The organism is Lewinella sp. JB7, assembly GCF_024297185.1.
Lineage (GTDB): Bacteria > Bacteroidota > Bacteroidia > Chitinophagales > Saprospiraceae > Neolewinella.
On record NZ_JANCTD010000010.1, the window covers coordinates 76105 to 96260 of the forward strand.

At 61.1% G+C, this 20156-nt stretch carries 12 protein-coding genes; 2 read left to right on the forward strand and 10 right to left on the reverse strand.

Annotated features, from left to right (window positions below; translation table 11 throughout):
* Together NMA52_RS16690 and NMA52_RS16695 are read right to left on the reverse strand one after the other, a co-directional pair.
* A complete protein-coding gene (locus tag NMA52_RS16690; protein ID WP_254828847.1) occupies positions 1-1917 on the reverse strand; it encodes a hypothetical protein in 1917 nt (638 codons plus the stop codon).
* Positions 1914-3920: a DUF3857 domain-containing protein gene (locus NMA52_RS16695; protein ID WP_254828848.1), complete on the reverse strand. Its 2007-nt coding sequence runs from the start codon at positions 3918-3920 to the stop codon at positions 1914-1916. Before NMA52_RS16695 ends, NMA52_RS16690 begins: the two co-directional genes overlap by 4 nt.
* A 131-nt stretch (positions 3921-4051) precedes the next feature.
* On the opposite strand from NMA52_RS16695, the gene NMA52_RS16700 reads away from it, so the two are divergent.
* A complete protein-coding gene (locus NMA52_RS16700) occupies positions 4052-4960 on the forward strand; it encodes a DUF72 domain-containing protein (RefSeq protein WP_254828849.1) in 909 nt (302 codons plus the stop codon).
* Positions 4961-4988: 28 nt separating this feature from the next.
* Entirely contained in the window at positions 4989-7070 is a 2082-nt protein-coding gene (ppk1, locus tag NMA52_RS16705) for a polyphosphate kinase 1 (RefSeq protein ID WP_254828850.1), read from the forward strand.
* On the opposite strand, the gene NMA52_RS16710 is transcribed toward ppk1, so the two are convergent.
* From NMA52_RS16710 to pgi, 8 genes are all read right to left on the reverse strand, one after another.
* Complete coding sequence (locus tag NMA52_RS16710) at positions 7071-8129, reverse strand: XdhC family protein (RefSeq protein WP_254828851.1); 1059 nt, start codon at positions 8127-8129, stop codon at positions 7071-7073. It lies immediately after the preceding gene.
* The gene (locus tag NMA52_RS16715) at positions 8116-8700 is read right to left on the reverse strand and encodes an NTP transferase domain-containing protein (RefSeq protein WP_254828852.1); all 585 of its coding nucleotides are present in this window, start codon (positions 8698-8700) and stop codon (positions 8116-8118) included. Before NMA52_RS16715 ends, NMA52_RS16710 begins: the two co-directional genes overlap by 14 nt.
* 5 nt (positions 8701-8705) lie before the next feature.
* Positions 8706-9218, reverse strand: a complete 513-nt coding sequence (locus NMA52_RS16720) for a hypothetical protein (protein WP_254828853.1) — start codon at positions 9216-9218, stop codon at positions 8706-8708.
* A gap of 27 nt (positions 9219-9245) precedes the next feature.
* On the reverse strand, positions 9246-11345 hold the full coding sequence (locus NMA52_RS16725; RefSeq protein ID WP_254828854.1) for an alpha-glucuronidase family glycosyl hydrolase: 2100 nt from the start codon (positions 11343-11345) through the stop codon (positions 9246-9248).
* A gap of 26 nt (positions 11346-11371) precedes the next feature.
* On the reverse strand, positions 11372-16258 hold the full coding sequence (locus NMA52_RS16740) for a PKD domain-containing protein (protein ID WP_305884749.1): 4887 nt from the start codon (positions 16256-16258) through the stop codon (positions 11372-11374).
* Between the two features lie 8 nt (positions 16259-16266).
* On the reverse strand, positions 16267-17436 hold the full coding sequence (locus NMA52_RS16745) for a type IX secretion system membrane protein PorP/SprF (RefSeq protein ID WP_254828855.1): 1170 nt from the start codon (positions 17434-17436) through the stop codon (positions 16267-16269).
* Between the two features lie 171 nt (positions 17437-17607).
* The gene (locus NMA52_RS16750; protein WP_254828856.1) at positions 17608-18474 is read right to left on the reverse strand and encodes a mechanosensitive ion channel family protein; all 867 of its coding nucleotides are present in this window, start codon (positions 18472-18474) and stop codon (positions 17608-17610) included.
* 3 nt (positions 18475-18477) lie between these two features.
* Positions 18478-20130, reverse strand: coding sequence for a glucose-6-phosphate isomerase (gene pgi / locus NMA52_RS16755; RefSeq protein ID WP_254828857.1), 1653 nt, complete (start codon positions 20128-20130; stop codon positions 18478-18480).
* Positions 20131-20156: the final 26 nt, after the last annotated feature.

Below are 20156 nucleotides of genomic sequence, written 5' to 3' on the forward strand. Positions count from 1 at the left end.
CTACTTGGTCTGCCCTTCCTTTACGACCAGCTGTATCCTTTCGGTCTTGCTCACGTCAATAAAGAACTGCCGGTAATCCGCGTAGGCCGTAGCCGGGAGGCGGGTCGGTTGAAACTTCAGTGTACGGATCCACTGCACGCCGTCCTCGGTTTTCCGCAGGGATGCGCGGTATTCCCCCACTTCGTGGGTATAAACGATCTCCTCGGCGCTGAGACCGCTTTCGACCGCGTATCCGGGAGGGAGCACCACGTTGACCGTATCGACGACAAAGCTTGAAGCGGTGAAATCGATGGGCAGCTGGCGATCTTCACCAACCTCCGGTACCCAGGAGTAGGCGTAATAGCGGTTGACCGGAACGAAGTAGCGCTTACCCATTCGGCGAACGTAATTCCTTACCTGCGTCCGGTAGTCGACCCGCGCTACCGGCCGGTCGGGGTCGCTGTAGAAGCTGTAGGCCTCCCCCGAAATATCCGGCAAGAAACCCTTCTCGTGGAGAAACTCGATCTGGTCCTGCCGGTCGGGTATGTGGGCACCCAGCGAGCGAAAATCTTCCTGTTTCGAGCCGTAAAAGGTCGCGCTCAAATTGACGCCGACATTGTCCTTGTCCGTGATGTGCAGATCGACGGTCCGGGTGTGCCCGTTATCGGCGGGTCGCGGAGCCGGAGTGCGCTGGAGCTGTCCTCCTTCGGGCGTGATCCAGAGCACGTTGCGGTCCTCCTTGCCTTCTCCTAGGTACCCCGTAGGGGCGTCGCTGCTGGTACACTCCAGGTACATATCCTGGGAGGGTACGTACAGCACCATGTGGTTGAAGGGGGAGGCGGCGAATTCCGGTTTGGGATCGTAGGGCGCCCGGCGGCTCCAGTGGATGAGTACGGGGTACGATTCAATACCCGCCTCGGCCAGCAGGGCACCCATGTAGTTGCTAAGGGCCTTACAGTCGCCGTAGCGGTTTCTTTCGACATATTCGGCGGAAAAGGGCTGCCAGCCCCCCAGTCCCAGTTGAATGCTTACGTAGCGCGTACGGGCCTGCATGAGGCGGTAGAGGCGGTCGATCTTGGTACGTTCGTCGTCAATCCCGGCAATGCTTTCCCGCACTTCGGCGGCCAGCTGGTCCGGCAGTTCGTCCCGGCCGGCGGAGATGTCGCCAATGAAACGCCCGAAGGACTGCCAGTCCCGGAAACTGCCCCGGTAGCCGTCGATTTCGAAGTTGGCCAGCCCGACCCGGAGATACGGGAGCGTTTCCGTTACGGGCGGAGCCTGTGCTTCACTAACCTGGGCCGCACGCCGACCGACCTTCCACCGGTATACCCGTTCCTTGCCCTCGACCGTAATTTCGGGATCGGGCAGGAGATTGCTGTCGTACAGCAGTTCGTTGTCCAGGGGTACGTAGGCGGTGAAGGAGGCGGACACGAGGGACTGTTCCCGACCGACCGGTCGCCACTGGCTAACGCCCATCAAACCGAAGTCATTCAGGTCCTTTTCGACCTCATGCGTCACCGTACAGGGGTAGGTCGGACACGGGGACTGGACACCCTGTAGCCAGAGATCTTGGTAAAACGACATTTGATCGTTGTAGCGGTGCACTGCAATGTCCTTCTTCCTGGACGAGAAGGTTTGCTTGCCGAACACGTCATGGACGGCGGCCCGAAAGGTGGTGATCTTCGTGTCACCGTCAAAGTTCTCCACCAGCCGGTCTTCGTCCTCGTGGCGGTCGTTGAGTAGGCCGGTAACCTTTCGGTAGCCGTAGGTAGCCGTCCGGTCGCTCTTCACCCGGAATACCACGTCGTATTCCAGCACGGTGGAGTTAGCGTTCTGCCGGAGGACGGAATCGAGGACGAGCAGGCTCGGCACATCGGATTGGGCCTGCACCCGCGCGCCCGCCCAGAGCAGACAGCAAAGGAGTGAAAGTCGGATCATTTGGCGCGTTTTAGGACGATGGCGGATTCCTGAATCTCGATCACGCGCCGAAACATTTCACGCAGGACCGGATACTCGGCGGCGGAATACAGCGTGCGGTCTAGCTCGACCTCAAAGATGAGGCTGATCATTTGTCCCGGCTTACTTTCCACTACGTACTTCGCGCTCATTCCTCCATCCTCGGAGACGAGGTTCACGGACTGGGGGAGTTCCTCGACCGCGTAACCTTCCGGCAAGCGGATGTTACTGATATACTGCAAGCGCTGGGGATAGGGGAAGTCGATGGGATAAAGCCGCGTTTCCACGTCGTCGAGTTCACTGTCGAGGGCCGGCAGCAGGATGGGCTGTACGTAGAGGTAATCCTCACTGGGCATTGCGGCGGGTATCCTGACTTTCATGCGGTAGGCCAGGGGTTCGCTGGAGTTGTCCCCACCCTTCAGGACTTCGTGGCTGACGATCTCCGCCTCGGGGAACACCGTCCGGATCTCCTCGGCCAGGGGGGCATCGTTACCGGATTCCATCTCATCCAGGCACGAGCGGGCGTCGAAGCCGAAATAGCTGTCCATGCGACTCTGCAGGCTTACCTCGGCGTACCCATCCGCGCCGAGCGACAGATCGGCCATGACGGTCCGCCGGGCGGAAGGGACGTTTACGTCGACCCACCGGGGATTGAGTTCGTCCGCGATCCAGCCCCGGTGATTGAGGGCGTTCACCCGGGGCAGTCCGGGTGGGCGATCGGGTCCGTTGGCGTCGAGCAGGTAGGGCTGTCCGTCGACTTCGGTGTAGACCATGAGGTGATCGAACTGGGTAATGAGGGGGTAAATTTCAATGGGTGCTCCACCGTCACGCAGGGAGACCAGCAGGGGTTGCGCCTCGATGCCGGCTTCGTTGAGTAAGGCGAGCAGGGCGATATTGAGGTCGGCGCTGTTGCCGCCGCCGCCCTCGAACACGTCGTTCGGGCTTTCGGAGGCCAGGATGCCATAATGGCCGTTCCACTTGAGGCGGCGGCAGATGAAATAGTAGGCGGCGTCGATCTTCTCCCGGTCGGTAGCGCCGGCCATCACTACCGCTTCGGCTTCCTTCCAGAGCTTTCCGTAGTTGCCCTTTCGCTGGTAGTACTTCCCGAAATCGCGGCGAGCGTGCAGGTCCTTCACGGTAGTCGTCCAGTCGCTGAAGATCTTGGTGATCATCTGATTGGGGTACTGCACGGACTGGAGTTGCAGGCGGACCTTAGGCAGATAGTCCGAGAAATTGTTGGTGTAAGGCTGGTCCTCGAAGGCCGGTATGTCGGCCATGGCCCAGTGGATGCTGGATTGTTCGATGACGTTGGCATTGCCGCTGCTGTAGGCACCAGGGACCGAAAACCGCGGACCGTTCCACGCTAAACGAACCATTGAAACGTCGTTAATCGCGTACTGCCCCTGGTTGCCCAGGCTGACGTACTTATAGTACACGGGGATGCGGGCGGTGTACTCGGCCCAGCGTACGGGGATGTCTTCCTGAAACTGGTAAGTGGTCGGCACCAGAATGCTTTCGGAGCGCAGCGTGTATTCGTACTCGATCGTGGCCCCGGGACTGACCTGCGGAAAGGTAAATTTGATGGCTTCCCGGTTGTCCGCGCGTTTTTCGGTAATGATGTCGCGCTTCGATAGTTTGACGGTACCGCCTTCGGGAAGGTGGACTACGGCATCTACGCCCGTTATGTCTTGATAGTCCCGGTTGTAGGGCAGGATGATGTCGGCCCGGTCGAAACTACTGGGCTTCAGTAATTTGAGGCGCCGGTGAAAACGTTCTACCCGAACGGGGCCCTTGCCCTGGAGATATTCAAAGGTTAGGTGCAGACCGTCGTAAAGCACGTAAGCGGCCGCGGCGGAATCGCCCGGCGCGGAAAGGAGTTGCCGGTCTTCATCGGAGATGCGTCCGAACTTTATTTTTTCCGGTTGCCCGCTGACGGTACAGGTGAATAGTAGGGCGAACAATAGTTGGCCGATGCGCAAATACATATACGGGGTGAGTTAAAGGTGTTGACTAAGCAATCAGGCAAACTTGCTTAAATGTGAGTAAAAGCCCACTTTCCTTAAAACTTAGCATTCCATATGTTATTGGACATTATATATTAAAAGTTTCCTGTGTTATGAAATTTGGTCAGGTCCCCGATCCGGCAGCCATCCACTACGAATTGCCCGTGGAGCCCCTTGCCAATGCCGCCCGGCTTGATCGGTTCGAGCTGGGGGCGGACCAGGGCCGCCCCCATATCTATCTCGGCGCCACCGGCTGGAGTATGAAGGAATGGGTGGGAAAGTGGTACCCCGAGGGCGCTAAGCCCGCCGACTTTCTTCTCTACTACGGCGAGCAGTTCAATACCATTGAATTGAATACCACCCACTACCGCATCCCCACTACGGAGACGGTGGAAAAGTGGTACGCTACCGTCCCGCCAGACTTCCGGTTTTGCCCCAAGGTGCCGAAGTCGATCAGCCACGTCAATGACCTCGGCGCCGGGGGCGACGCCCTGCCGCGATTCGTAGCCGCCCTCGATGGCCTACGCGAAAAGATGGGCTGCGCCTTCATTCAACTGCCCCCCTATTTCGGAGCCGACCGGCTTGCGGTAGTCGAGCGGTTTCTGGACCGTTGGCCCCGGCTGCTTCCCCTGGCCGTGGAGGTGCGCCACGCCAGTTGGTTCGACGACCCCTACGCTACCGAAGCGCTGATGGATGCGCTGGCCGCCCGGGGCGTCGCGGCCGTGATCAGTGACGTGGCCGGTCGTCGCGACGTGTTGCACGGTTACGTAACCGCCCCGCGCACCGTAGTTCGTTTCGTTGGCAACGGCTTGATCGAGAGCGACTACAGCCGTCTGGCCAGTTGGGCCGAGAAGCTGCGGGAATGGAATCTGCCGGAATCGTTTATCTTTCCCCACGAACCCGAGAACGTGTTGGCCCCCGATGCTTCCGCCTGGTTGGCCGATCATCTTGCCGCGATGGACTTCGCCGTGACCCGGGGCCCATCGCCCCACCGGGGGCCGGAGCAAATGACCCTTTTTTAGCCTACTGGTATTATTCCCCCCGATCAATATGAAAGACTTTCCGGCCATACCCCGCGACATCAGCTGGCTCTCCTTTAACCACCGGGTGCTACAGGAGGCTAAGGACCCCACGCTGCCGCTGTTCGAACGCCTGAAGTTTCTGGCCATTTATTCCTCTAACCTGGATGAGTTCTTCCGCGTCCGTATGGCTAACCACCGGAACCTGCTGCGGGTGAATAAGAAAACCAAGCGGGAATTGGACATCAGTCCCAAGCAGACGGTCCGGACCATCCAGCGCATCGTGAACCGCCAGCAGGTGGAATTCAGCCGCATCTTCGAGAAGAAGCTCATTCCCCAACTCGCCAAGCACGGAATTCACCTGAAGCGGCGACTCGACCTCACCGAGGAGGACCGAACCTACGTGGAGAGCTACTTCCGGGAGTACATGCTGCCCTACGTACAGCCCGTGCTACTGATCAAGGATATGGTGCGGCCCTTCCTGAACAACGCCCAGCTGTACCTTTCCATCTACATGAAGGACAAGGCGAAGGGCAAGACCAGCTACGCGATCGTGAAGATCCCGAGCGACCACCTGCCGCGCTTCATCGAGTTGCCGAACACGGACGGCAACCATAACCTGATCATGCTCGACGACATCGTGCGTCATTCGGTCTCCTGGATGTTCCCCGGCTACGACATCGAGGATACCTTCAGCATCAAGCTTACCCGGGACGCCGAGCTGTACATCGACGATGAATTCTCCGGTGATCTGCTGGCCAAGATCAAGACGAGCCTGAACCGCCGCCACGTAGGGCCCGCCAGTCGTTTCGTATACGACCGCACCATGCCGGCGGAATTGCGGGAATACCTGCAGGATACCTTCGAACTGGAGCGCTACGATATCCTGGCCGAAGGACGCTACCACAACAACTTCGACTTTTTCAGCTTCCCGAACTTCGGGATGACGAAACTGCAAAACCCGCCCCAGCCGCCCCTGCCCTACCCCGCCCTGGAAGAAGCCTCCGACTACTGGGCCACCATCCGGGAGCGCGATCACCTCCTGGTGTATCCCTACCATAAGTATGAATCGGTGGTGCTGTTCTTCGAGCGGGCCGCGGAAGATCCCGCCGTCTCCCACATCAAGATCGTGCAGTATCGGGTGGCCCGGAAATCGCGCATCATGCAGGCCCTCATGCGCGCCGTCACGCTGGGTAAGCAGGTCAGTGTATTCATTGAGGTGAAGGCCCGCTTCGACGAGGAGGCCAATCTCCGTTGGGGTGAGAAACTGGAGGAAGCCGGCGTACACGTGCACTACAGCTTTCCGGGCGTGAAGGTGCACTCCAAACTGGCGCTCGTCCGTCGGGTGGAAAACGGCGAAGAACAGATCTACAACTACTTGTCCACCGGCAACTTCCACGAGGACACCGCCAAGGTGTACAGCGATTTCGGACTATTTACCGCGGATACCCGCATTACGAGCGAGGTCTCGCGCATTTTCAGCTTCCTGGAAAACGTGATGATTCCCGACCAACCCTTCCGCCACCTTATGGTCGGACAGTTCAATCTGCGCAGCGGACTGGAGGAACTCATCGACTACGAGATCGCCGAAGCCAAGGCCGGACGGCGGGCCGCCATGACGCTGAAGATGAATAGCCTGCAGGACGAACCCATGATCGAGCGACTGTACCAGGCCAGCCAGGCGGGGGTAAAGATCAACCTCATCGTGCGGGGCATTTGCTGCCTCGTGCCGGGGCGCAAGGGATACAGCGAGAACATTCACGCCGTCAGTATCGTCGACCGCTACCTGGAACACGCCCGGGTCTTTCACTTCCACCACTCCGGCGAGGAGCGCGTGTACCTTTCGTCGGCCGACTTCATGACCCGTAACCTCAGTCACCGCGTAGAAACGACCTTCCCCGTCTACGACGAGGAGCTGAAGGATAAGATCTTCGAGATCCTGGATATTCAGTTGGCCGATAACGTGAAGGCCAGACTGCTCAGCGACCAGCAGGCCAACACCTACTACCGTGGGGGCAGCGACCTATCGATCCGCAGTCAGGAAGAGACCTATCACCTGATCAAGCGGACCCTGGTAGCCGAGCAACTCGAACTAGAGGAGAAAGCCGAATAATCATTCCCCGGTCCGCAGGTGGATCGTGCCCGGTCGACCACGCAGGGAACGACCGTCGCGATCCCGGAAAACGGAGATGATCTCGGCCACTACCGACATGGCGATTTCCTCGGGAGTCTCCGCACCGATGTCCAGTCCGATGGGCGTGTACAGGTGAGCGTAGTCCAGCAAGGCCGCTCCACCCCTCTGCCGGAGCAGCCCGTCGAGTTTCAAAGCCCGCTTGCGGGGTCCGAGAAGGCCCAGGTAGGGAGGCGAGAGGGGTAAGAAGTGCTCTAGCATCTCAGCGTCGCGATCGAAATCGTGGGACATGCACGCTACGGCGGTGTAGTCGTCCACGAATAAATCATGCACCCGGGCGTAATCATACAGGTGACGGGAGATATCCCCGAATCCGGTCGAAAATTTGCGTTGGTGGCCGATCACGCTCACGCGCCAACCGAGATGAAGCGCCGTGGTGACCAGGGGCGGAATGTCATAGTTATCGCCAACGACAATCAGGTGAAGCTCGGGCCGCAGCAGTTCGAACAAGCGTTCGCTGCGCTTTCCGTCCTCGTCGGTAAAGGTTACGACCCGCGACCTGCCGTACGGCAGATCGACGGCGTCCAGGGGGACTTCCCGGAGCGCCCCGTCAAGTGGTTCCCCGGCCGGAGCCGTGACGGTCTGCACGAGCAGACGGGGTTCGCGGACGTCCAGCCGCCGGCGCAGCACTTCGATCTGGTTCGATTCGTCCCCGAAGTCGAGTGGAATGAAGAGAACCTCGATGCGACCGTTGCACCCCAGACCGATGCCGATCTCCCGGTCTTCCCCGTCCAAAGTATCGTACACCCGCTTGGTCGGTGCCCCCTGGTGAATGGCACGCTGGGCCCGGCGCAGCGCGTCGCCCTCCAGACAGCCGCCGCTGATGCCCCCCGTGTAGCGACCGTCCGCACCGACGAGCAGGCGCGCTCCGATGCGACGGTAGGAAGATCCCTCCACCCGAACGACCGTAGCGAGGGCACAGGCCGTGCCGGCTTCGCGGAAGCGATCGTATAGCTCGATGATGTTTCTAATCTCCTTCATGGCGCCGGTAATCTTCCGGAGTATCGATATCGAATAAGGGCGTCGGTGGGGTAAGCCGGAGTACGTCCGTAGGGTTTGCGTTCAGTATTCGCGCGGCTCCCGCGTCCCCGCCACCTTCCGCGAGACGGGCAAGATACGCCGCGGGGAAGAGGGCCGGCACCCCGGAGCGTTCTCCGTAAGCGGTGGCCACGATCCGGTCGGGGTGCTCGCGTCCCTCGTTCAGCATCTCCCGCAGGTAGTCGGGACTAATACCGGGTTGGTCGCCCAGAATGACCAGGAGGTGGGTGAAGCGGTCCAGTGCCGCGATCCTTCGGGCCCCTACACTCAGGGACGATCCCAGGCCCTCCGCGAAAGCGGGGTTATGGAATAGTTCGACCGGCAGTCCGGCCAGACTCTCCGACACCGCCGCCCCGTGAGCACCCAGTACGACGAATACTTCGCCCTCCCCTGCTTCCAGCACCCGCCGTACGGTGTGGCGGAGCAGGGTCCCCCCCTTCCAGGGTAGCAACTGCTTGGGCTGCCCCATACGTTGGGACCGGCCGGCCGCAAGAATGAGCAGGGCGGGATTCATAACGATTAGGGTTGCAGGACGATCTCCACGATGGTGGCCGGGGTACCGTCGGCCGGCCCCTGTAGACAGTACGTAAGCGCGTCCTGGGTTACGCACCGCAGACCGTCGGGTCCCGGGGCACCCGGGGTGATCGGACCGATCCGTTCGCGCAGTTCATCCTGGGTAAGGCCGACCCGGATCCCGTTTTGGGTGACCACGTCGGGAGAAGTGACGTGTATGCTCGCGATCGTTTCTCCGGACGCGTCCGTAAGGACGTAGCCCAGGCGGTCCCTGCGCCGGCCCCGGATGTTGTATCGCCCGCCGTCCTCCTTCAGCAACTTACGGAAGGTAGCGACGGGAGCGCCGGGCCGCATATCCAGAAAGGCGCCGTCGCCGATCTCGTAGGGGTCGTCGGCATCCACGTCGTAAATGGCGGTGTTCCCCGCATTCGGATTTTCGACCGGCCGGGTTTCGGGAGTGGTCGGGGGACCGTCCGAGCAGGCGCAGAGGACGAGGAGCAGGAGGGCGAGTCGGTACATGGAGGAGCTGATCGGTAAGAAAAGTGATCACCACCGGGGGCGAATACCGGGGGCGTAGGGGTAATCCAGCGATTTATAGTAGTCAACGGAGTGCGGCGGCTCCGGCACCCCGACCGGCAGGGGAAGACCGTTAAGCGACTGAAAGTACGCCAGGCTGGCGTCGCGCCACCACTCGGCCTCCCGCAGTTGAATGCGGAGGTACTGGGTGACTTCGCGGTGGCGAACGGGATCGATGCTTCCCGCCATTCCGGCCCACTCCTCAGCCATCCACCGTACTCCGGCCACCCCGGCCTCGTAGCGCCGGGCCAGGCTGTTCCAGAGAGTGGTGCCGTCGGGCATTTCATAGTCCCACGGCAGATGGTGGAACCAAAGCAGGAGTTCCGGTGGACAGGTCCGGGGGTCGCCGATTGTCGCCCGGACTTCCGGAGCGTACTGGGCCAGGGCGTTACTCCCGCTCGCCGTACGGTCGAATCCGATGCCCGCGGAATCGGCCCGGTGGTAGTAGGCCGGGTTCCACTCCGGTCGGTGCAGATCATCCACCCAGGGTCCCGGTCCGTAGTGGTGCCCCGTAGCCATAAGGTGGTGCAGCCCCAGGGGCGTCATGTAATCCACCACGAATTCCCGCGAACGCAGGAGCATCTCCACGACGGTGGCGTGCACGCCGGGATCGCTGAAGGTCATGGCGGCCCACTCTTCGTAGATTTCCCGGGAGGAGAGACCGGGGTCCCAGGCCAGCCGGCCGAAGGCGTACCAGTCGGCCTGGTTGAAGGGGTGGCCGGTCCAGTTACGGGCCGTACCGACGTTCGCCACACCGGCGATGCCGCTCAGGGTGGAGGCCACCGTCGTGCCGGCCCCAGCGCGGTAGGTGTCGGCCCGGAGCACTTCCTCGAAGAGGGGGGCGAGTCCGGACAGGTGGGTACCCTGCCCGAGATATTCCTTGGTCAGTTGTACTTCCAGCAGTACGGGCGTCTGCGGCACGGCGCCGAAGATGGGGCTGAAGGGTTCGCGGGGCTGAAAATCAATGGGTCCGTTCTTAACCTGCAGCAGGACGTTGTCCCGGAACTTACCGTCCAGGGGAACGAATTCTTCGTAGGCCTGCGCCGCGCGGTCGGCGTCCGGGTCGCTGTCGTACACGAAGGCCCGCCACATCACCGTACCTCCGTGGGGGGCCAGCGCGTCGGCGAGTACGTTGGCTCCTTCGGCATGGCTACGACCGTACTCGTTGGGGCCGGGCTGTCCTTCGCTGTTGGCCTTGACCAAAAACCCGCCGAAGTCCGGGATGAGGGTATAAATCTCGTCGGCCTTGGCCCGCCACCAGGCGATCACGGCGGGGTCGAGGGGGTCGGCCGTTTCCAGTCCACCCAGTTCTACCGGGGAACTGAAGCGGGCGGTCAGGTAGAGTTTGATTCCGTAGGCCCGAAACACGTCGGCCAGGGCGGCGGCCTTGCGCAGATAGTCCTTCCTGAAGATCAGGGAGTTGGCGTTGACGTTGGTGACGACGGTGGCGTTGATACCCACCGAAGCGCACGCCCGGGCGTAATCGACGTACCGCTGGTCGATCACCTCCGGCAGGGTATGCCAGTTGAAGATCGAAAAGCCGGCGTACCCCCGCTCCACCGTGCCGTCCAGATTATCCCAGTGATTAAGGATGCGGAGATCGTAAGCGGGGTTTTCGACCAGGTCAATGCCCTCCAGTACCTGACCCGTCTGGAGCAGGCGCAGTAGGTGAAACGTTCCGTACAGCAGACCGCTCCCGTCGCGAGCCGCCAGCGTTAACCGTCCATCAGCATTATGAATGCGGTACCCTTCCTCCCCCACTGATGAATCCCGACCGGAGGGTAAAAGCGTAAGCTGCAGGCCGGTGTTTCCGGGGGGCGCGGACGCGGGTGCCAGGTCGATCCCCAACAAGCCATCCAAACCGGTACGCAGTTCTTTAAGCGCCGCCCCAACTTGCACGTCGGTCGTATCGATGCCGGGTGACAGGGACAGCGTGCCGAGTTGACGGGCATAAGCGTCCCGGAGGGTAACGTCCTGAATACGGTCGTACCGCAGCCAGAGTCGGTAGCCGTCTTCGGCGCGGATGGTCCAGCCGAGGCAGCAAAAGATTACAAGTACGGTGGTGCGCATAGCGGTTAAAGATATACCGCCCCGTGCTAACGAATTACCGTAACCGTACCGAGTAAGTTTTCGGTGCGCCCGTCGTGATAAGTAACCTGGGCGCGCCAGGTATAGGCCCCCTGCGGGACTACTTCGTCGCTGCCGGCATAGGTGCCGTCCCACCGGCCCGCGGGTCTCCCCTCGTCGAGGGCGTCGGTAACGAACACCCGCTGGCCGAAGGGACTGAACACCTCCAGGGTGTAAGCGCTGATCTGCATGCCCTTAGCGCCCCACTGTCGCACTTCCTCGGAGCCGGATTCCGGCGACAGCGCAGTGGGCACGAAGAAGCGGCCGAAAGACTCGGTACGGACAAGGCGGGCCAGCGAATCCGCACAGGTGAATCCGCCGGCGTGGTGAGCCGTAGCCGTAAGTTTGACGTCGTAGGTGCCGCCCCGCCGGAACACGTGCAGCGGAGAAAGCTCGGTGGACGCGGTCGAGTCACCGAATTCCCAGCGGTATGCGTCGGCCCCCGTACTGCGGTTGTCGAAGCGGACCTCCCCTACCCTGACCGGGTCTTCGTCCACGAACGGAAAGAAGTCAGCGGTCGGCGTCGACTCCACCTGCACCACGTCGGGTACCGTGAGGGTATCCCGGCACATGTCCCGGTTGATGGCCACCAACCGCAGATCGTAGGATCGAGCTTCCGTTAATTCCACCTCGAAGCGTCGACCGACGAAGGGAGTATCTTCCCCGTCCAGGAACCATTCGTAGCGGGAGGCTTCCGTGTCCTTCGCCCGGAAGCTAAAGTCGAAGGGCGCACATACCACCGGTGGGGGAAGATCGAAGTCGGCTTCGGGCGCCGCCAGTACGGAAATGATGGTAGAGGACGTATCGCCGCAGCCGTGGGCTGACCGGGTAACGAGCTCGACGGGGTATGTCCCGGGTGCGCTATAAACGTGCGCCGGTCGTGCCTCGGTAGACCGGTTTCCGTCGCCGAAGGTCCAGGCGTAGGCGGCGGCGTCCGGTGCGCCGGTCGTGAAGGGGACGCGCGCCGTGGGACCGCAAAATTCCGTGGCCGGCACGGTAAAATCGGCGGCGGGTACGGCGTGCACCCGGATGCGACTCAGCACGGCCGTCGTGCTACAGCCGCTCGTGTCGGTGACCGTCACGCTGGGTTCGTAATTCCCGGATCGCTCGTAGGTGTAGGTAGGAGACTTCCGGTCGGAAACATTGCCGCCGTCGTCAAATTTCCACTGGAACGTCAACTGATCGTTATCGTCGGCACCGGGGGTGAAAGTGGTGGTGAAGGGTGGACAGCTACTACTGTCGACGGCCGCCGGGCGAGCCAGCGGTTGCGGCAGCACGTCGATGGTGGCCGAGGCCTGTACCGGACAGCCCGTCAGGGGAGCTTCCGCGGCCAGGGAGATTACGTGGCGCCCGGGGCGGCTGAAGTGTACCGTCGGGCTTCTTTCGTCGCTGGTGATTATGCCCCCCACCCGCCACTGCGCGTTGACGAAGGTTCCCCCGTGCGTTTCCAGGGTCAGCTCTTCTTCCTCACAGATCGACTGCGGCACTTCGATTGCCAATGCGGGAGTGGGGGTGACCCATACGTGGGCGGTGTCCGTAGCCGTACCGCAACGACTTGCCCGGAGGACGATCCGGTGATGGCCCGCTTCCCGCAGCGTGATCAGCGGTTCGCTTCCCCTTCCCGTGGCGACTTCCCGGCCCAGGGAATCCAGCACCGACCAGGCCAGGGCCGCACCCGGCGTGGATCCGCTGCGCGGGCTGAACGTCCAGGGTTGACAACCCCGCGTTTCGTCCAGACTGATGAGGGCTCGTACGTCGGGGGGATGTACGGTTACCTCGTCCGAGAAGGTATTCCGTCCGCAGGCGTTCGTAGCGGTAAGGGAGATCCGGTAAGTGCGGAACGTGTCCATTTCCGTAGTGAACGCGGGCACTTCCGGGTGCTCGGCCTCGCTGGTTTCTCCGTTGCCGAAAACCCACTGGTAGCCGGTGGGCTGTCCGACGCTGCGGTTATTCAGTCGGGGTGCGAAGGGCGAGCAGCCGTGGTCGAGGGCCATGGCGAAGGATGCCCGGGGCGTCGGCTTTACGGTGACGGACTGCTCCCGCGTCCCCGCCCCACAGCCGTTTTCCGCTACGAGGGTGACGGTCAGGGTGGTATCCTTCACGAACCCACCCAGGGTATGTTGGACCGAGGGGAAGGTGCCGATGGTGTCCCGGCCGATGAACCACGCCGTGCGAATGTCCTCCCCCGTCAGTTGACCCTGCAGATCCAACTGAAAGGGCGCACAGCCGATGACGCTGTCCAGAGTAAAGTCGGCCGTTGGCAGAGCCGTGACGTACACGCTTCGTTGGGTGTCGACGCGGCAGCCCGCCGCCGAAGTGACGCTCAGTTGCTGCACGTAAGATCTGCCTCCTGCTGAATAGGCGTGTTGGGGTGTAACCTCGTCGGAGGTGGTCCCGTCTCCGAAATCCCAGTGGTAGGTCGCTCCGGGGTCTTCACCGGCCGGCCGAAAGTCAGTCTCGGCGCACAGGGAGTCGGGGGTGCCGAAGCTTGCGTGCGGGCGACCGTCGTAGGTCAGGAGTTTCGTGACGGAGGCGGAGCAGCCACGTTCCGTCGTGCGGGTGTAGGTGTATTCGTAGGTGGAGTCGGGTACCAGGGATGCAAGCCTGACGGTGTTTCCCTCCAGGCCCGGTCCGCTCCAGGTGCCGTCGGCCGGCTCCGCCCCTTCCAATAAAACGGTCAGTGCCTCCCCCTCGCAGATTTGCTGAGCGGGCCCCGCATGCAGTTCCCGACCGGGGTTGCTAACCGTCACTTCCCTTGTTGTCGATCGCTCACAGTTCTTGCCCGCATCCAGAGTGTAACGGTAGATGAACACACCGCCGCCCGTAGCCCAGAGGTCGATCACGCCCGAGACGGCGTCGATCCCCGGCCCGCTCCACTGGCCGCCCGTGGGGGAGCCCGTCAGTTGATGGGTGGCCGCGTCGATGCAGACTTCGTCCACCGGAGCGATGGTTACGGCGACGGGTTCCGTCACGTGCAACACGACATCCCGCTCTACGGAACATGCCGCCCGGGTATACCGCATCCGTAGGGAGACGAAGCCGGGCCGGCCGCTTTCCCGCCGGGGATTGTACTTGCCACCGGAGATATTCCTGCCGTCGGTGGTCCACCGGAACGTTCCCGCCGTGGAGTGCTCCGACAGTCCCGCGACTTCGCTCAGGTCGAAATCCGCGTCGGCAAAGCAGATGATTACCGTGTCGGGTACGGTGAAATTTGGCGGTGCGGTCACCGTGATCGTCGGGCGGCCCACTACCCGGCATCCGCTGCCGTCGCTGTAAGTGTATACGGGGGTGTGGGTTCCCGCTCCGGCCAGGCGGGGGTCGAAGGTTCCGGCGGCGGCGTCGGTGATGCCGGCCCCCGACCAGCTGCCCCCGCCGGGAGAGGCGCTCAGGGTCTGGGGAGAGTCGTCCGCGCAGTAGGTCGCGTCGGGGGTCGTGACCTGTTCGCTGGCCACCACCCGCACCGTGATTTGGGCAGAGTAGGTACAGTGATCGCGGTCTACCGTGTAGGTGATCACGTTTTCTCCGACACGGGCGCTCCCGGGGTCGAAACGCCCGGTACCCGCGTCGACGATCCCGGGGCCCGACCAGCTGCCCCCGGCGATCGACGTGCCGAGCTCGGTGGGGGCGGTACCGCTGCAGTAGGTCGCTTCGGCCGAAAGGTGCAGCGACTCCGGTACGTTGACCGTTACGTCTACGGACCACGACTGCGTGCCGCAACTGCTGGCAATGAGCACTTCCGCCGTACCGGAAGACTCGAAGGTGTAGCTTCCGAAGTCTTCCGCGCAGATCGTATCAGTGCGCCCGGCCTGGTCGAACACCCAGCACACGCCATCGTATTCGCCGCCGAGCCAGAATCCGAAGTCGTCCGGCGAGACCGACAGGGCGCCGCAGGAGGGTTCCGGCGCGTGCAGTTCGGCGATCGGTGACGAGCGGACGCGCACCGAGGTTTCGGCGATTTCGCTGCCGCAGGCATTTTCTCCGGTAAGTCGGACCCGGTAATCGCCGACGCCGGTGAAGCGTACCCCGATCACGTCCGTGGTGGGATCCATATCCGGATCGGTAAATTCCCACTCATCGGGCGACGAGATGGTCCAGCGTATTTTAGTGTGGTCGTTTGCCCGGTTGGTGAAGGTGATGGTCTCCCCCATACACACCGTCAGATCCTCCTCGCTGATGTCGAAGGCGGGGTCCGGCGGAGCGACCACCCGAACCTGCCGCACGATCTCGTCGGTGCGTTCGCCACATCCTCCGCGGGCGGAGACGCGCAGGCGAACGTCGTAGGTGCCGGGTCGGTCGAAGGCGTGTCCGGGGTTAGGCAGCGTGCTCGTGGTCCCATCCCCAAAATCCCAGTAATACCCGTCGTTGCTCTCGTTACACGATTCTTCCAGAAAGATTACCTCCTCTCCGACACAGGCCTCTTCGCGAGCGGAAAAGTCGGCGGTGGGGTCCGGAACAACCTCGATCGCAACATTTGTCGTTACGCAGGTCGTTCCGCTTCCGCAGTTCTTTACACCCCGCAGAGCTACCCGGTAGGTGATGGCCGGAGAGCAGTAATCGTCATCGGGTACCTCGTACACGTGGCTTATGGGTCCGGCGTGTCGGACGGTGTCGGTGGTACCGTCCCGCCAGTCCACCACGAAAAAGTCGAATCCCGCCTCCGACTGATTAACCAGGGTTACGGCCTCGCCCCAGCAGGCGAAGATCTCATCCACCGTGTCGAATTCCAGGTGAAGATCGCCGCAGTCCCGGGCGTCACAGTTTGGGAGGTTCTGGGCGGGGACGCAGGTGCTGAGAAAGATCCAAGTAAGAGCGGTCAGGTAAAACCGTGCGCGCGTCGTGCGTAGGATGATGAGCATAAAATCCATCAATTCTGGTACCAGATGTTGTCGTAAATGCGGTTCCGTGCCGTGCCGAAGCTGTAGCAGCTCTGCTTGCGTGAGGACACGAAGTCGTAATTGCCGCCCGTAGCCAGGCAGCTGATGCTCTTGCCGAAACTGAACGTGGCCGTCAGTTCGAAGGGGGCACGCACGTGATTTTTAAGACTGCCGTACTGAAAGGACCAGCCTAGGCCCAAGTCGACGCGGGTGTAGCCGTCGGGCAGTACCGTTCCGACATCGGTCCGGACGGTCGTCCAGTTCGTCCCCGCCTCTCCGGTGGTGGCGAGGTGTTGGTATAGCCCGAGTTCGAAGTTGCGGTTCCAGGATAATCCCCCGCCCACTTCCGCGTAGGCAAAGCGGCCCTGCCGTTGGGCGACGACGAGGGGGTGAACCGACCAGTACCGGCGATTCCGTTTGGCCACCACGAGACTGGCGTTCCCGCTGACTACCCAGCGCTCCCGCAGAGCGGTGTCGTTCCCGTTGAGGGAGGCGGTTTGTCTCCCGTCCTGGCTTACCAATCCCTTCCAGTTGTGTACCGCCACGCCGATATCGTAGGTGATCGGGCGTTCCCCGGTGCGGTGTTGTCGGTTGAGGATCCCGCCCTTGATCGACGCGCCCAGACTGGTAGAGGTGTACCACGGGCTCTGCCCCGGGCCGGCGGGAACGAACGACGATGTGTTGGGATCACCATTCCAGTCGATGAGCCCCGTCACGTCGTGCAGCTGATCGAGGAAGACGAGTCCGTTGTAGTCGATGCGCCGCTGTCCGCGGCTCATACCCAGTCCGAAGCGCAGGTTGGTCACCCGGTCCGTAGCGCCGCTCTGGGTGAGGGGAATGGCCACGGCTACGCGGCCGCCGAATTCGCTGGTCACTAACTGCCCGTGCCCCTGGGAATTTTGGCGCGCGAACAGACCGTAATCGAAGAAGAGGCACGGTAGTCCCTCTTCGTAGTTGACGACATAAGATTTGTAGCCGGGTACGGCCGCCGTGCCCCCACGGCTGGTCGCTCCCCACTGGCTGCGGGTTCCGGCGGTGACGCGCGTGGCGCCTACCTGTCCGGTGAAGGCGGGGTTATAGGTCGATTCGTGTCCCCGGAAGTGTTGGGCGAGGGCGTCCTGAGCATCGCCATAGCCGTACAGGCACAAGTGCAAGAGCACTGCGATCAAGGTTTGTTTCATGTGAGCTCCCAAAAGGAAGTTGCTGCGCCGGTGCTCTTTTTCAAAGCATCGTGAAAAAGCCGGTCGACTTACAAGTTCAAACTAAGGGTGTGTACGCTTGGCGAACGGCAATAATCGGCTGGTAGTATCAATTAAGACTACTGCTCGGACTTATGCCGGTTTGTGGGAACTGACGTAGCTGAAGATCTCCCGTACGACCTTGCGTTTGATTTCCCGCTGTTGGGCGCGATCGAAGCTCTTGAGGCGGAACTGAAATTTGAGCTCCATAAAATCCTTCTTTACCTCCACGATCTTCAGGAGGTAGGAATCGTGTTCGATCATTTCGGCGTAGGCATTGATGCTTTCGCGCAGTTCCACTTCCAGTTGATCGATGTTTTTAATGGCACGAATATCCATCTCGAAATCCACGCTCATGAGCCGCACGTCACGGCGGGTGTAGTTGATGATCTCGTTGCTGTATACCTTACCGTTGGGGAGAATCACTACGTCGTCGTTGTCGTTAAGGATCTTGACTTTCAGTAAGCCGATATCGGCCACCCGGCCCCGGTAGGTGTAGAAGCGGACGTAGTCCCCTACCTCGAATACATCGGTGAAGCTGTAGTAAATTCCGACGATCAGGTCGTTTACGAAGTCCTTCGAGACGATGGCGATCGCCGCCGCCACGATGCTCAGGGAGGTAAACAGGGTCCGGAAATCGATACCGATTAGGGAGAAGATGGTGAAGATCACCACGGCCCCCAGCAGGAGCTTGCGGATGTTCTCTACCCCGTACACGAAGTTTTTGGCTCCCCGCCGCTTGGCGTAATTGCGGCGCCGGTAGAGCCACTTCACGAAACGGGTCGTGACGTTGAGGATGGCCACCGTCATGGCGAAGTACAACAACACCCGCCAGAAATCGGGCCGTCCTTCGGCCCACAGCAGATCGTTGTCGAACTGGATCAGATAGAGCCCACCGATCAGGATGGTCAATTCGAAGAGGACGAATACGAGATTACCGGCAAAGGTGCGGTCCTTCATAGCCTAGCGCCACTGTTTGTAGCTGTTGATCAATCCGTTGGTGGAGCTGTCGTGGGTACTTACCTCTTCCGCTCCGTCCAGTTCCGGCAGGATTGCCTTGGCCAGTTGCTTACCTAGCTCGACGCCCCACTGGTCGAAGCTGAAGATGTTCCAAATTACTCCCTGCACGAAAATCTTATGTTCGTAAAGAGCAATAAGCTGCCCCAGGGTGAAGGGCGTGATTTGCTTTACCAGGATACTGTTCGTCGGCTGATTGCCGTCGAAGACCTTGAAGGGTACGAGCGAGGCGATCTCCTCGTCCGATTTTCCTTCCTTACGCAGTTCCGCTTCTACCTGGGCGGCGGACTTCCCGTTCATCAGGGCCTCCGTCTGGGCGAAGAAGTTGCTGAGCAGAATGGCGTGGTGGTCGCCGATGGGGTTGTGGGAAACCGCCGGCGCGATGAAATCGCCGGGAATGAGGCGGGTGCCCTGGTGAATGAGTTGGTAGAAGGCGTGCTGGCCGTTGGTGCCCGGCTCTCCCCAGATGATGGGACCGGTATTGTAATCCTCAATGGGGTCTCCGCTGCGGTCCACGCTCTTACCGTTACTTTCCATATTTCCTTGCTGGAAGTAGGCCGGAAAACGACTCAAATACTGGTCGTAGGGCAGAATAACCTCGGTCTCGGCGTCGAAGAAATTCGTGTACCAAATGCCGATGAGCGCCAGTTTCACGGGCAGATTGTCGGCCAGTTCCGTATGGCGAAAGTGTTCGTCCATATCGTGCATGCCGTCGAGCAGCGCGCTGAAGTTGTCGAAGCCGATGGTGAGCGCGATGCTCATGCCGATACTGGACGAAAGGCTGTAACGGCCACCCACCCAGTCCCAGAAGCCGAACATATTATCCTCGGCGATGCCGAAGTCCTTCACTCCTTCCGCGTTCGTAGACAGGGCAACGAAGTGTTTGGCCACGTCTTCCTGACTGCCCCCCTGCTCGAGAAACCACTGCCGGGCGCTGCGGGCGTTGGTCATGGTCTCCTGGGTGGTAAAGGTCTTGGACGCCACCAGGAACAGCGTGGTTTCGGGATCCACGCGCTTGAGAACCTCCGCCAGGTGCGTACCGTCAATGTTGGAAACGAAGTACACCTCCCTTCCGTCGATCCAGTAGGGCCGCAGGGCTTCCGTGACCATGACGGGCCCCAGGTCCGAACCCCCGATGCCGATATTGACCACCCGGGTGAGGGGCTTGCCGGTGTACCCCTTATGGTCTCCGGAATGGATGCGGTCGGTGAAGGTCTTCATGCGGTCCAGCACCTCGTTCACTTCCGACATTACGTCTTCTCCGTCTACCGTGATGGCCGCTCCACCGCGGTTGCGCAGGGCTACGTGCAGCACGGCCCGGTCCTCGGTCCCGTTGATCTTTTCGCCGGTAAACATCTTTTCCGTGGCTTCCTTCACGCCGCACTCTTCGGCCAGTTTGTACAGTAGATCGAGAGTTTCCTGGGTCAGGATGTTTTTTGAATAATCAACCAGTATGTCTCCCACGGTTTGGCTAAAACGCCGGAAACGGTCCGGATCCTGGGCAAAGAGATCCTTCATGTGCCGCTGTTGCATTTCGTGGGCGTGGATCTCGAGTTCTTTCCAGGCGAGGGTCGAAGTGGGATTGAGTTGTTTCAGCATGGCGTGTACGGTTGTTGGTTCGGCAT